General features: G+C 60.4%; 15 protein-coding genes and 1 tRNA gene. 10 read left to right on the top strand and 6 right to left on the bottom strand.

What is annotated here, in order from left to right; all coding sequences use genetic code 11:
• Positions 1–448: 448 nt before the first annotated feature.
• On the bottom strand, positions 449–1039 hold the full coding sequence (locus NW848_RS00560) for a thioredoxin family protein (protein WP_011431553.1): 591 nt from the start codon (positions 1037–1039) through the stop codon (positions 449–451).
• A gap of 137 nt (positions 1040–1176) precedes the next feature.
• Between NW848_RS00560 and NW848_RS00555 the strand changes: the two genes are divergently transcribed.
• The 3 genes from NW848_RS00555 (at position 1177) to NW848_RS00545 (ending at position 5024) form a co-directional block, all read left to right on the top strand.
• Complete coding sequence (locus tag NW848_RS00555) at positions 1177–1995, top strand: TatD family hydrolase (RefSeq protein ID WP_228375368.1); 819 nt, start codon at positions 1177–1179, stop codon at positions 1993–1995.
• Between the two features lie 124 nt (positions 1996–2119).
• Entirely contained in the window at positions 2120–4639 is a 2520-nt protein-coding gene (locus NW848_RS00550) for a GAF domain-containing protein (RefSeq protein WP_414402430.1), read from the top strand.
• A gap of 4 nt (positions 4640–4643) precedes the next feature.
• Positions 4644–5024, top strand: coding sequence for a DUF309 domain-containing protein (locus NW848_RS00545; RefSeq protein ID WP_414401432.1), 381 nt, complete (start codon positions 4644–4646; stop codon positions 5022–5024).
• A gap of 40 nt (positions 5025–5064) precedes the next feature.
• On the opposite strand, the gene NW848_RS00540 is transcribed toward NW848_RS00545, so the two are convergent.
• Together NW848_RS00540 and NW848_RS00535 are read right to left on the bottom strand one after the other, a co-directional pair.
• Positions 5065–5229, bottom strand: a complete 165-nt coding sequence (locus NW848_RS00540; RefSeq protein WP_168173624.1) for a hypothetical protein — start codon at positions 5227–5229, stop codon at positions 5065–5067.
• A gap of 39 nt (positions 5230–5268) precedes the next feature.
• Entirely contained in the window at positions 5269–5385 is a 117-nt protein-coding gene (locus NW848_RS00535) for a cytochrome b6-f complex subunit PetN (protein ID WP_240527309.1), read from the bottom strand.
• 106 nt (positions 5386–5491) lie between these two features.
• Between NW848_RS00535 and NW848_RS00530 the strand changes: the two genes are divergently transcribed.
• Together NW848_RS00530 and NW848_RS00525 are read left to right on the top strand one after the other, a co-directional pair.
• Complete coding sequence (locus NW848_RS00530) at positions 5492–5737, top strand: hypothetical protein (RefSeq protein ID WP_049749597.1); 246 nt, start codon at positions 5492–5494, stop codon at positions 5735–5737.
• Positions 5738–5816: 79 nt separating this feature from the next.
• Positions 5817–6464, top strand: coding sequence for an SRPBCC family protein (locus tag NW848_RS00525; RefSeq protein ID WP_414510346.1), 648 nt, complete (start codon positions 5817–5819; stop codon positions 6462–6464).
• Positions 6465–6637: 173 nt separating this feature from the next.
• Here the strand turns inward: NW848_RS00525 and NW848_RS00520 are convergent, their stop codons facing one another.
• Entirely contained in the window at positions 6638–8548 is a 1911-nt protein-coding gene (locus tag NW848_RS00520) for a DICT sensory domain-containing protein (protein ID WP_414510345.1), read from the bottom strand.
• Positions 8549–8771: 223 nt separating this feature from the next.
• Here NW848_RS00520 and NW848_RS00515 point away from each other — a divergent pair, with 223 nt between their 5' ends.
• Together NW848_RS00515 and NW848_RS00510 are read left to right on the top strand one after the other, a co-directional pair.
• Positions 8772–9215, top strand: coding sequence for a 2TM domain-containing protein (locus NW848_RS00515; protein ID WP_099884457.1), 444 nt, complete (start codon positions 8772–8774; stop codon positions 9213–9215).
• A gap of 94 nt (positions 9216–9309) precedes the next feature.
• Positions 9310–9380 (top strand) — tRNA-Gly (locus NW848_RS00510).
• Positions 9381–9641: 261 nt separating this feature from the next.
• Here the strand turns inward: NW848_RS00510 and hisN are convergent.
• Positions 9642–10436, bottom strand: coding sequence for a histidinol-phosphatase (hisN, locus tag NW848_RS00505; protein WP_011431542.1), 795 nt, complete (start codon positions 10434–10436; stop codon positions 9642–9644).
• A 56-nt stretch (positions 10437–10492) separates the two neighbouring features.
• On the opposite strand from hisN, the gene NW848_RS00500 reads away from it, so the two are divergent.
• Entirely contained in the window at positions 10493–11125 is a 633-nt protein-coding gene (locus NW848_RS00500) for a biotin transporter BioY (protein ID WP_011431541.1), read from the top strand.
• Between the two features lie 152 nt (positions 11126–11277).
• Positions 11278–11718: a hypothetical protein gene (locus tag NW848_RS00495; protein ID WP_011431539.1), complete on the top strand. Its 441-nt coding sequence runs from the start codon at positions 11278–11280 to the stop codon at positions 11716–11718.
• Positions 11719–11829: 111 nt separating this feature from the next.
• On the opposite strand, the gene NW848_RS00490 is transcribed toward NW848_RS00495, so the two are convergent.
• Complete coding sequence (locus NW848_RS00490) at positions 11830–11946, bottom strand: photosystem II reaction center protein I (RefSeq protein ID WP_011431538.1); 117 nt, start codon at positions 11944–11946, stop codon at positions 11830–11832.
• A gap of 369 nt (positions 11947–12315) precedes the next feature.
• Between NW848_RS00490 and NW848_RS00485 the strand changes: the two genes are divergently transcribed.
• Positions 12316–13248 (top strand): lysophospholipase, encoded by a 933-nt coding sequence (locus NW848_RS00485; protein ID WP_414402852.1) that lies wholly within the window; start codon positions 12316–12318, stop codon positions 13246–13248.
• Positions 13249–13271: the final 23 nt, after the last annotated feature.

Below are 13271 nucleotides of genomic sequence, written 5' to 3'. Positions count from 1 at the left end.
ATTTCAGATCGCGTCCAGATCGCGACAGTGAAAATCCACTTCGACCTTCGCCCCCTGCAATTTTTGCCTTTGGCAAGAGTCAGCCATCGCTAAACTACCCCAGGAAGATTAACCCGAGGTTATCTCTGGATTCATCGAGGATGTTGAGATTCTCCCCGCGGCTACAGCTTGCCTTTGGAGTCCTTTCCGGTTTGTCAGAGTTAGTTCTGCGCCCTGGGCTACCCAGAACTTGCGGCTGATGCCGCAGCCCCCTGGGAGAGGGGAAAACCCTGGGCGCCGCCGCAGGCAAAAACCCTAGCTTCAAGGCCTGCAGCCTGCTGGCACAAAGGAACCCGGAACTGCCCTGGCTACTTTTTCCGCAGATTCCCCCAAGCCCACCCCTACTAGAGGCGCCCGGCGGGCTTGGCTGGCCGGTCGGCTCAGGCTTTCCCAAGGGTTGCTGGCGAATTTAGGCTTGCTTGAAATAGTCGGGCTCATTGCCGGGTTTCCACTTGATGTTGCAGCCGAGGCTGGGCTTTTGGTCGGGATCGATGGGCTTGCCCGCCAGCAGGTTATCCAGCGCCGCCCGCAAATCTTTGCCCGTCACCGGCACATCCGGCAGGCTGGGGCGGCTGTCGTCCAGTTGGCCGCGGTACACCAGCTTGCGCTCCGCGTCGAACAAGAAAAAGTCGGGGGTGCAGGCCGCCGTGAAGGCCTTGGCCACCTCTTGGCTTTCGTCGTAGCAAAACGGGAAGGTGAAGCCCAAGGTCTCGGCCATCTTCTTCAGGTTCTCGGGGCTGTCGTCGGGGTATTTCTCCACGTCGTTGGCGCTGATGGCTACAATGCCGACGCCGCGATCCTTATAATCTCTGCCAATGCGGGCCAGCTCCTCTTGCACATGCTTCACATAGGGGCAGTGCTGGCAAATAAACATCACCAACAGGGCCGGCTTGTCGGCAAAGGTGGAGAGGGAAATGGTTTGGCCGCTCACCACATCGGGCAGGCTGAAGTCAGGGGCAGGGGTGCCCAGAGGCAACATGGTCGAGGGAGTACGGGCCATAGCAAACCTCCAGCGTAAGGTTTCCTCAATCATCATGGATCATCCTGCTCCTCCCGCAGCAGCCCCCACCCCAAGCAGGCCGGGAACCGCTTTTACAATTGGATAGAGTCCGCAACATTTGGTTCGGGAGCTGAGCCTTGAGCACCGCCGTCTTGCCCGCTGCCCCCCTCGTGGATACCCACGTCCACTTGAACTATCCCGATTTTGCCGAAGATCTGCCGCAGGTGGCCGAGCGCTGGCGCCAGGCCGGGATCCAGCAACTGGTGCACTCCTGCGTAACGCCGGCGGAGTTTCCCCAATTGCAGGCCATTGCCGACCAGTATCCGGAGGTGTTTTTGTCGGTGGGGCTGCACCCTCTGGAGGCGCGCCAGTGGCAGCCGGATCTGGCCGAAAAGATCGCCCAGTTGGCCGCCGGCGACCCCCGAGTGGTGGCCATTGGGGAGACAGGCCTAGATTTCTACAAGTCCGACCCGGCCGATGTGGAGCGGCAAACAGAATCCTTCCGCGCCCACATTGCCCTTGCCCAGGAGCAGGATTTGGCCCTGATCGTCCATTGCCGCGAGGCGGCAGCAGCCACCTACGAGATTTTGAGGGAGGCCATGGCTGCCAGGGGGCCGCTGCGGGCGGTGATGCACTGCTGGAGCGGATCCCCGGAGGAGACGCGACTGTTTGTGGAGCTGGGCTGCTTCATCAGCTTTAGCGGCATCGTCACCTTTAAGAACGCTGAGACGGTGCGCCGCTCGGCCCAGGAGGTGCCTCTGTCCCAGCTTCTGGTGGAAACCGATTGCCCTTTCCTGGCCCCCACCCCCTTCCGCGGCAAGCGCAACGAGCCGGCCCATGTGCAGCGGGTGGCCCAAACCCTGGCGGAGCTGTTGCAGATCCCCTTGCAAGACCTGGCCCGACAGACCAGCCAAAATGCCGCCCGCCTCTTCCGCCTGCCTCAGCCCCCCTTGTGAAGAAGGGTGGAGAACTTTTGGCATTTTTTAAGCTTTTTACTTGGGGCTCTCTAACTTCCCGGCAGGGGGCGCTATCGTGAAAGAGGAGGTGTAGCTTCCAATACTTTTGCACTCCCCTATAGCTATGGAAACCTTGGCCCCTGCAGCCTGCGCCAGCCGGGATGTCCTCATCAACCGCATTACCCACCAGATCCGGCAATCCCTGGAGCTGGATCAGATCCTGAGGGCAACGGTGGAGGAGGTGCGCGCCTTTTTGGGCACGGATCGGGTCAAGGTATACCGCTTCGACCCGGAAGGCCATGGGACGGTGGTGGCGGAAGCCCGACAAGCCGAGCGGTTGCCCTCCCTCTTGGGCCTATCGTTTCCGGCGGGGGATATCCCAGAAGAGGCGCGGCAGCTGTTTCGCCTGGCCCAGGTGCGGGTGATCGTGGATGTGGAGGCCCAGACCCGCTTCCTCAGCCAGCCGGAGTCGCTGGGCCGCTTTGCCCAGGCCCGGCCTTTGCCCCTGGGCGAGGTGCCGCAGCGGCTGGTGGATCCCTGCCATGCCCACTACCTCAAGTGCATGGGGGTGGCCTCCTCCCTGGTGGTACCCCTCCTGCATCACCAGCAGTTGTGGGGGCTCTTGGTCTCCCACCACGCCGAGCCCCGCTCCTACTCTGCCGAAGAGCTGCAGGTGGTGCAGTTGGTGGCGGATCAGGTGTCGATTGCCATTGCCCAGGCGGAATTGCTGGAGCAGGCGCGGCAAAAGGCGCAGCAGGAACGTTTGATTAACCAAATTGCGGCGCTGGTGTACTCGCCGCTCCACCCCGAGACCACCTTGACCACTGTGCTGGAGCAGCTTACCGCCGGCCTCCAAGGGATCGGGGCGCGGCTGCGCATCCGGTTCCTGGGCCTGGACACCCTCTGCCACCATGGGATCCAGCCGCCGGCAGGCTACGACGCCTGGCTGCAGGAGCAGGTGGGAAGGCCCAAGACAGCAGGAAACGGGGTGAAGACGTGGTCGCTTTCCCAGTTGGAGAAGTGGCCAGAACTGCAGGCCCAGCTGCAGCAGACGCCCATTCGCGGGCTGCTGGCGGTGCCGCTGGTTTGGAACGAGCAGCTGGTGGGCTGGCTGAGCGTCTTTCGCGGCGCCCTCTGCCAAGAGACCCACTGGGCCGGCTACCGCTGGCCCGCCCAAGGGGAAGGTGGGGAGGATCCCCGTCAAGAACTGCCGTTGATCTCCTTTGCCGCTTGGCGAGAGCTGAAAGTTGACGAGCCCAAGGCCTGGTCGGCCGCGGAGCTGGAGCTGGTCGGCCGCGCTGCGGTGCACCTGGCCCTGTCGATTGCGCAAAACCAGCTCTACCGGCAGTTGCAAGATCTCAACGCCCGTCTGGAGCACGAGGTAGAGGAGCGGACGGCGGCCCTGCAGCGCTCTTTGGCCATGGATGCCCTCTTGCAGCGGGTTACCGACCAGGTGCGCAGCAGCCTAGACGAAGCCCAGATCCTGCGGGCGGTGGTGCAGGAGTTGGCGCTGGGGCTGCCCATCCAAGGCTGCGATCTCTGCCTCTACGAGGGAGCAGCCGGCCAGGCCACCGTGCGCTATGAATACACCGCCGCCCTGCCGCCCGCCGGCGGGATCACCCTAACCCTGGCCGACTACCCAGATCTCTACCGACAACTGCAAAGGGGGCAGGCGGCGCAACTGTGCCATCTGCCGGGGCAAAGCTGGATCCCACGGCGGGAAGGGCTGACGCTTTTGGTTTGCCCGCTGCGGGATGACCAGGGGGCGTTGGGCGATCTGTGGTTGGCCAAGGCGGCAGCCGAGTGCTTTGATACCCTGGAGATGCAGGTGGTACAGCAGGTAGCGGATCACTGTGCCATCGCCATCCGCCAGGCTCGCCTCTACCAGGCCTCGGTGCAACAAATCAGCGAGCTGAAGCGCCTCAACTGCCTCAAAGATGATTTTTTAAGCACCGTCTCCCACGAGCTGCGCACCCCCATCACCAACATGAAAATGGCCATCCAACTGCTGAAAATGGCCCGCACCCCCCAAAAACGGGAGCAATATCTGCAAATCCTAGAGCAGGAGTGCGAGCGCGAGGCGGAATTGATCAACGATCTGCTGGATCTGCAGCGGTTGGAGCAGGGATCCAAACCCCTTCATCTTGAAGAAGTGTCCCTGGCCGCCTGGCTGCCCACTGTGCTGCAGCCCTTTGTGCAGCGGGCCGAGGCCAATCAGCAACAGTTGCAGTGGCAGATTGACCCGAAGGTGGGCAAGGTGGTGACGGATCAGGCCGCCTTGACGCGGGTGGTACAGGAGCTGGTCAACAACGCCTGCAAGTACACCCCGCCTCAGCACCGCATCACGGTGACGGCGCGCCGCCTCAGCCCTGAACAAGTGCAAATTCGGGTGGTCAACGAGGGGGTGGAGATTCCCCGCAGCGAGTGGGAGCGCATCTTCGAGAAGTTCTACCGCATCCCCAGCGGGGATCCCTGGAAGCGGGGCGGCACCGGCCTGGGGCTGGCTTTGGTTAAGCAGTGGATGCAGCGGCTGGGGGGCAGCGTCTCGGTGGAGAGTTCTCAAGGCAAAACCTGCTTTACCCTGGTGCTGCCGCAGGGATCCCTGCCTGTGCAGACCTCACCCCTAGCCCACAACTGTGCCTAGCCACATGAGCAATGCCCACTCAGAAGCGTTGCGTTTGGCCGCCGAGCAGTTTAACCGGGGGGAATTCTACGCCTGCCACGACACCCTGGAGGCCCTGTGGATGGAAGCGGTGGATCCGGAGCGGCGCTTCTACCAGGGGCTGTTGCAAACCGCCGTGGCCTACTACCACCTGCAAAACGGCAACCGCCGCGGCTGCATGATCCTGCTGGGGGAGGCCAACCGCAAGCTGGCCGACTTTCTGCCCACCTACGCTGGCTACAACCTGCAAGCTCTCTGGGAAGCCAACCAGAGCCTCCTGCAAGAGCTCTCTTGCCTCCAGCCTGAGGATCCCTTGCCCCCGGTAGCCTCTCCTACTCTGAGGGTTGTTGGCGGTAAGCCCGATTGAGATGAGAAACTTCTTGGCCCCTCTCCCAGAACCCCAGGAGCTAGCGACGCTTGGAGCGGCGAGCCTGCCGTTCTGCCTCGTTGCGCCGCCGCCGATCCCGCCAGTCGATAAAGGTGATGTAGCCAACGCCCACCGTTACAGCCGTCAAGAGCAAAAAGATGCTCCCATACGCAAGGCGGGCCACCCAGGGCAAGTCGGTTTCCATAGAGCCAGAGGTAGCGAAGGACAAGGGGGATGCTTGGGGCTACATGCCGTTACGGCCCCAAACCACGAAGGCAATGGAAAGGGCGAAGAAAGCCGCAACGGCAACCCAGCCAAAGGTGATGATGTCCATAGGTCTAGCCAAGCAAAGAAGGCTCATCGGGGTGATCCCATTTTACGGGATGGGATCCCCGGCGCATCTACAACAGGGCTCGACTGGGTAGATTAAGGTCAGAGGCCAAAACCCAAGCCAAAGGGAGGACGCGATGGTACTGGACACATTGCCGCTGGTTGCCGCTGTAGCCATCGCCATTTTTATGCTGGTTTTTTGGGTGCGGGTGGTTCGAGAGGCCATCTGGACAACGGTGGGGATTGTAATCATCTTGGCCGTGTTGTACGTGGTCTTTAGAATTGGCCCGCGGCAGGTGCTGCAGGAGTTGCGGGATCCCTTTGCCCTTCTAGAACAGGTTTGGCAGGTGATCGTCGGTTGGTTCCAGGCCCTTCTCCCCTAGAGTTCGTTATCTGCTATACAGTTCCCTGATACAATAGAAAACACAGGGGGGCAGCCTATTGGAACTGCTGGCGAATGGTTTGTCCAGTCAAAAATCGATTCCCTCTCCGGTTTCCGCACTGCTCTACAGCACCTACGCGACTGAAGTTCTCGCCATGCCTTCTGACCCTGAATGGGATCCCCAAGACCCCACCCCAGAAGATGGGATCCCCATTCCTGCTGGCGTCAGCGGGACGGAGTCCTCAGACATCCAGGTGGAGGTGGAGGATTTGGGGGAGCGCCGCCGCCAAGTGCGAGGTCGCGTCCTGATCCCGGTGGAGCGGCAGCGGGTTTGGCAGGTTTTAACCGATTACGACCATCTGGCGGAGTTTGTGCCCAACTTGGTGGAAAGCCGCTTCCTCGGCAGCGAGAACGGCCGCAAGCTGGTACGCCAGGTGGGATCCCAAAAGGTTCTCTTTGCCCGCTTTTCGGCGGCAGTGGTGCTGGCCATTGAGGAAATCTTTCCCCACCAGCTTCGCTTCCAAGAAATAGAGGGGGACTTTCTCCTTTTCGAGGGGTTTTGGGAGCTGGCCGAGTGGCTAAACCAGCAAACTTTGCTCACCTACCACCTGCAGGTGAAGCCGCCGCGCCGCATGCCGGTCGGCCTGGTGGAACGGCGCATCTGCCGAGACTTGGCCTTCAATCTCCAGGCCATTCGGGAGCGCTGCCTGAGTTTATACTCCCAATAGGGCGTGCCATCCCTCACCCCCAGCCCCTCTCCCAAAGGGACGTCCCTCACCCCCAGCCCCTCTCCCTTTGGGAGAGGGGAGCTATGCGGCAACCTGATTTGTTGGACATTCGCGGTTTGCATTTGCCGGCTGGGATCCCAGCTCATCGCAGCAGCCTGGCAGCCCCCCACTTTTCAGGCGGCCATCGAGAGCTGAGTCTGGGTTCGTGGGTTTGCTATCGGCAGGGTGAAGTGGAAGGCACTGCCCTGGTTGATCCCCGGCGATTCGGCCCAGATGCGCCCCCCCATCGCCTCAACGATCAGCCGGCAGATGGCCAGCCCCAAACCCGTCCCGCCCACGGAACGGCGCAGGGATCCCTCTGCCTGGTAAAACCGCTCGAAGATGGCTTGCAACCGCTCCGGCTCAATGCCTCGCCCGCTGTCGGCCACAGTAAATCTCACCATCGCTTCTCCAGGTTCGCCGGCTGGTGGCTCCACCTCTGCCCGGATCCAGATCCGCCCGCTGGGAGGAGTAAACTTGCAGGCATTGTCCAACAGCTTGCGCAACACTTCCACCAGCCACTCGCCATCTGCCCTGACCATCGGCAGCCGTTTGGGCAGCGCCTGCTCGATGGTGGGTAACTCCTCGTGCCGTCGTCGCGCTTTCACGTTGCTCAGGGCCAGCTCCACGCATTCTTGGGCAGACAGCGGCTCAATATGCCAGCGAACGCGACCACTTTCCAGCTTGGAGAGGGTGAGAAAATCCTGCACCAGCTCCCGCAGCCGACCGGCATCCTGCAGGGCCGCATTCAACATCTCCTGGCGCCTCTCCAAGGGCATGTCGGGGTCGCCGGCCAAAGACTCCAGACACACTTGAATGGTGGACAAAGGAGTGCGCAGCTCGTGCCCGATCACGGCAATCAGCTCCGACTTGGCCCGATCCAGAGCCTGCAACTGGCGATTCAGCTCTTCCAGGTGCTGATAGGCTTCTGCCTGCAGGAGGGCTACTCCTACCTGGTTGGCAATGGCTTCCGCCAGCTCCAGGGTGGCCAGCTGCCAGCGGCGGGGGTGTTGGTGGTGCAGCTCCAATAGGCCCAGCAACCGCCCCTGATAGAGAATCGGCATGGCCACCCAAGCGCGAATTTGCGCCGCCTGCCACAGCTCCGGCACTTGCTGCAAGCGCGGATCCTTTTGGGTGTCCTCGCAACACACTAGTTGGGCCGAGGCCATCGCCTCCTGCAAAAAAGGGTTGCTTGGCACGGGCCAGAGGGATCCCTTGAGGCTGCCCATCGTCAGGGTGTGATACTCGTGATCGATCTGGACAGCAGGAACCTGACCGTCGTAGCGGTAGATCAAACAGCGCCCCACCTTCGCTGCCTGACCCAATTCCTGAACGGCAATGGTCAGGATATCGCCGGGATGCAAAGACTGGCGAATGGCGCTGCTGATGCGGTTGATCAAGTGTTCTTTGCGCTCTTGAGCTTGAATGGTGCGATAGGCCCGCTGCAGCTTGTATTGCCCTACCTGGAGATAGGTGATCAGCCGCTCCGTAAAAGGGCCGGGGTTCAGTTGGCTGTCAGCCTCCTGGGGAGCTCCTTCGAGGTACTGGCGAACCGGCTCCAGGCGAGGGGCCAGATCCGGACGGTAGCCAAGGATCTTCGGCAACAGAGCCAAAGCCGCCTGGGCAGTGACGGAGCGATCAAATGACCAGATGCCATCGAATTGGCGGGCCGCATCCATGTCGCTGCCCTGCCAGGGCCGCTCCCGACACACCAAGCAGGTGGCATAGTGGGCGTCGATAACGATCAAATGCCACTCCTGCGCCAGCGGATCCTCCGGATCCAGGGGGATAAAGTCAGGGGGCAGGTCGGCCTGAGCCCCATCGGGAGCAGCCAACACAAACACATCTTGGGCAACCGCGCCGATGCGACGGTAGCGCCGCGCCTCCTGGCGGTAGTAGCGCTCCTTTTGAAAATTGGCGAACACCCACGGGGATCCCTGACCTTGCAACACCTGATCCTCGATGGCGTGGCTAAGGGCAACCAGAGAAGACTTGAAATAAAGTTGCGGGCGCAGATGGGGCAAAGCCTCCAGCAGATCGCTCAATAGGGAAGTCCGACTCTGACGGCTCTGGCGGGATCTAGGGCGGGTAGAAGTCATAGCCCTATTGGCAAGTTCGGTTGGCAAGGAGTAACTTAGCCGTGGAGAAAGCGCCTGGCGGGCTGGCCTAGGTTTAGTCTAGCGGTTGGGTTCTGCAGCAAGGCGAACTTAACGAGCTGCAAGATCTGGCTAACTTGGGCTAAGAATTGTAAGGTTGTGTGTAGACCCAATGTCGGGATCCCGGTACAGCCAAGAGGACGTGCAACAAATTCTCCAGCGGGCCATGGCCCGCCAGCCGCGTCTGGGCGAGTTTACCCGCGCCCAACTGCAGGAGATGGCCGCCGAACTGGGGATCTCCCCCCAAGAGCTGGATCTGGCCGAACAGGAATGGAAGGCTTGGCAAGAGCTGAACAGCCAACATCGCGAATTCCAGCGCTACCGCCGCCGGCAGTTTTACCAGTTGCTGGGGCGATATGCAATTGTCAACAGCTTTCTGCTGGGCTTGGACTGGCTTTCCGGCGGAGGGCTATCCTGGTCGCTGTTTATACTCATGGGCTGGGGCTTGACAGTTTCCCTCAAAGGCTGGAACGCCTATCAAACGGAGGGTGAACGCTACGAAAAGGAGTTTCAGCAGTGGCAAAAGAAACGCCAGAAGAAGCTTCAGCGTCGATGAGTAGCATCTCGTCTCTCTGCTTTGAGCGGCGATGGTCTTAGAAGGAGACTGCCGGCAGATGCTAGTATAGGTAGCTGCAGAGGCAAATGCCTGTGCGGGCGTAGTTTAATGGTAAAACCGCAGTCTTCCAAACTGCTGTTGACGGTTCGATTCCGTTCGCCCGCTTCCAGCCACCCAAAGCCATAAACCCGCTCCAGATAAGCACTTCCAGCCTTAAACTGCAGTTGAGTTTGGGGTCAGAAAGTGTCAGGAAACGGCTATGGAGAAAAGGGAAAGCTTGGTACGCTTTTGGTCTGAACTGGCACTGCCGGGGGTGGCGGTACCGGTTGTCGACGGGGGCGCCGGACGAAGAACTTGGCTAGAGCCTTATCTTGTCAGCAACAATTTCTAACAATCGCTCCCCAGCGCTTACCTTCGGGCTAGGGACTACCTCTCGGAGCTTATTGCAGCCAAGGCCTGGCGATGCAAGTCGGGGTTGGCCGCCGCCAGCACTTCCCCCCTAGACGTGCGGGTCAAGGGATCCCCCGACCAATCGGTAATCAGGCCGCCGGATCCCTCGATAACAGGCACGAGAGCAGCAAAGTCGTAGAGGGCAAGCCCACACTCCATCACCAGATCGATGTAGCCGCTGGCCAACAAGCCGTACTGGTAGCCGTCGCCGCCGTAAGAGGTGATGTGAACCGAGCGGCTGAGCTGCTGAAAGCGCTGCCGCTGGTCAGGCTGGGCGAACAAATCGGGGGTGGTGCAGCTTAGGTAGGCGCGGCTGAGTTCAGTGGTGGCTTTGGTGCGCGTGAGCTGTTGGGTGGAGGGGGTTATCCAGCGGGTTGGTTGTCCCTGCACCCCCAGCCAGCGCTCGCGCAGCACCGGCTGATCGATGAGGCCCAAGATGGGGCGATCCTCCGCCAACAGGGCGATCAAAGTGGCAAAGGTGGGCTTGCCGGTGGAAAAGGCGATGGTGCCATCCAAGGGATCCAAAACCCAGGTGTAGGGGGATCCGGTCTGGTGGAAGCCAAACTCCTCGCCGAGGATGTTGTGCTCCGGCACGTGGGCGGCCAGCAGCGCCCGCATCGCCCGTTCCGCCTCCCGGTCGGCTATCGTTACAATTGGCGAGCGGGCCTCCTTGTATTCGGCTTTCAGCTCCCCGCGAAACAAAGGTCGGATCACCGCTCCGGCAGCCTCGGCCAGGGCCTGCGCCAATTCAATCCATTCTGGCTTGACCACCTTACTCTCTCTGTACTTTGTCCTCTTCTAGCATAGAAAAAGACTTCCCCTCGGCTATGCGCTCTGGCCGACTGTTAACCCCTCTGGAATGGCTCTGGATCGCGATTGGGGTGATCTTGACCATTTTGGGCACCCTAACCCAGGTGAGCTTGCCGCCTCAGTGGCCAGGGGTGGGCGGATATAGCTTTTCCCTGCAAATCGGCGGCGTGCTGCTGACGGCCTGTCTGGCGGGGCCGGTGGCGGCAGTGTGCGCTCAGATCGTCTATCTGGGATTGGGGTTGGCGGGGCTGCAGGTGTTTGCCCAAGGAGGCGGATGGCAATACCTGTACCAGCCCGCCTTCGGCTATTTGCTCGGGTTTCTGCCTGCAGCCTGGGCCTGCGGGACAATGGCCTTTCGACAAACGGATCCTCATTTACCGCGCGCCTCCTTTCCCCCTCGCCGCAACCCCTACGTGCAGCCCAGCCTCTCTGCGCCGGTGCGTCTGCAAGACTTGGCCGCCGCCGGTTTGGTGGCCCTGACCCTGGTTCACCTGACCGGGATCACCTATCTCTTAGCTACTCAGCCCTGGAATGGAGAGTTGCTGCAGTTGCTTCGGCTCTACTCTGGCTATACCCTGCCAGGACAGCTCATCGTGGTCAGCTTCGCTGCCCTCCTAGCCCTGATCCTGCGGCGCTTGCTGCTGCTTTAGCGCAAAAGACCTTCTATCTTTGCGCGATTGCGCATTTGCTCTTGGGCTGGAGCAGCAAAGATTAGCCTAGAGGCAAACTTGCCCCAGAGAAGGGACAAGGGGTTTCCAAGGTTTCACCAGGTTTCTGCAAAGTTTCGTGAGAAAAGGCAAGAATGCGACGCGCTGCGCTAACTCTCTTGGCAACGGGCTTTCTAGCCACCACTCTGACCGCCTGCGGCAACAGCGGCAACTCTGGCGGATCGATTGTCATTCCACCCCAAAGCCCAACCGTTTCCTTTATCAATCCGCCTACCTCTGGGCGCGTAGGCACCTCCACACCGGCTTTCACGGTGCAGGTCAGTGTGCCGGGCGGCGCCCGCTCAACCCAGTTTGTGGAACTGGAAACCTTCAACCCGCTTGGCACGCGCGTGCAAAGGGAAGTCTTTAGCCCCCAGCAGGTTGGCTGCAGCCCAGGTGCCACTTTCTGTAGCTTCAACACCGACTTCCGGGTTGCTCCTGGCGATCCTGCCGGCGTTTGGCAGTTTCGAATCACTGCCTTTGACCAGCAAAACCGCTCTGGATCCCAGACTCTTCTGATTACAGTCTTTCAGTAGGCAAGCCGAGCCGTTGCTTTGGATTGAGAGCTAAGCGAAAGCAGGGGATGCGTCAAGCACCCCCTTAAGGCGTAAGCCCTTCTCACCAGGAACGCCCAAATGCGGGATCCCTCATTCCATGTCCCGACGGTTGGGGTTGCGGGCAGGGTCATTGCTCAAGAAACCAAAAACAAACAGTCCCACAAAAAAGATTACCACCGCGTAAACAGAGATTTTCAGTAACAGCATAGTTTCAGCGACCCGTTTCCAAGTGGATGAAGCGAACAAGCAACAAAGCAATGGTAGAGCAAAGACCGAGAGCCACGGAGACGGGATCCCGTCAGACCTGAGGCTCGGCAAAAGTTCTTCACAAGATCATACCTCCCAACAGCTCCTCATTCCCGCCGTTGGCCCCAATTTGTCCCCAAAACGCCTCGGACACTTGCCGGAAAAGAGCCGCAAAGCTCGGCCAGATAGGGATCCCTGGCAAGGGGCAAAATTGTTAAGAAATGTTTTAAAGCGAAAAGCAACATTGCGCTCGCTCAGCGGCAGCAGTGTTGGAGAAGGCTGGGGAATGGGAGGATGGGATCTGCGGCTTTGCTGGCTGGGTACCTATCTATGCCTTTTGACTTGTCCGGTAATCCAGTTCATCAGTTAAACCACTGGGATGCTTCAGAGGAGCGGTTGCCGAGTCAGGCAAGACCTCCGTCGTCTCAAGAGATCTATTGCTCCCGGGAACTACAGCTTTCAGACGGCACCGCGGTTTTTCTGCGCCACTGGCTACAGGGATCCCCGCGGGGCCGGGTGTTGCTGTTGCACGGCAAAGGGGATCACGGCGGCGGGTTTGGCCCCTTGGCGGAAGAACTAGTGGCCCGGGGCTGGGAGGTTTTGGCGCCTGACATGCGGGGATTTGGACGCTCAGATGGCATCCGCTGTTGGATCGATCACTTTGGTCAGTACCGGGCGGATCTAGAGGCAATCGTCGAGCAAGTTTGGCCCCAGCCAGGGATCCTCCAAGTCTGGTGCGGGTACAGCGCAGGGGCCAATTGGGTTACGGAATATGCGCTTGCTCACCCCGACCAGGTGCAAGGTTTGATCCTTATCTCCCCGGCCTTTCGTATCGACCACTATTTCAACCACTTTACCTGGGGTCTTTTACAGGTCTTGGACAAGGTTTTGCCCCAGTTGGCCCTGACCGGCCTCTACGAACCCGGGCGGGTGACCTCCCTAGCGGAGCAGCAGGCAGCCTTGGCTGCAGATCCTTACGTGTGTGGTGTTACCCGGGCCCGGTTTACGGCGGAGCTGGTGCGCAGCGGCCGGCGCTGCCTTGAACAAGCCCACCGGCTGGAGCTGCCAGTTTTGGTGCTCTACACCTCTGCCGATATTGTTGTCAATCCTGCTGGCGCTGTGGAGTTTGCCTGTCGGCTTCCCAAGGGTGAAGTCTACGATTTTCCCCAGTCGCGCCACGACCTTTTGCACGACTGCGAGGCTGCAGCTGTTCAGCAAGCAATTGGCTGCTGGTTGGAGCGGCATTTTCCCCCTCCGCTTTGACTGAGCTCCTGGGGCCCTCATGG

It is taken from the genome of Synechococcus sp. RC10A2 (assembly GCF_047502605.1).
This window is presented reverse-complemented; position numbering and strand designations above follow the sequence as displayed.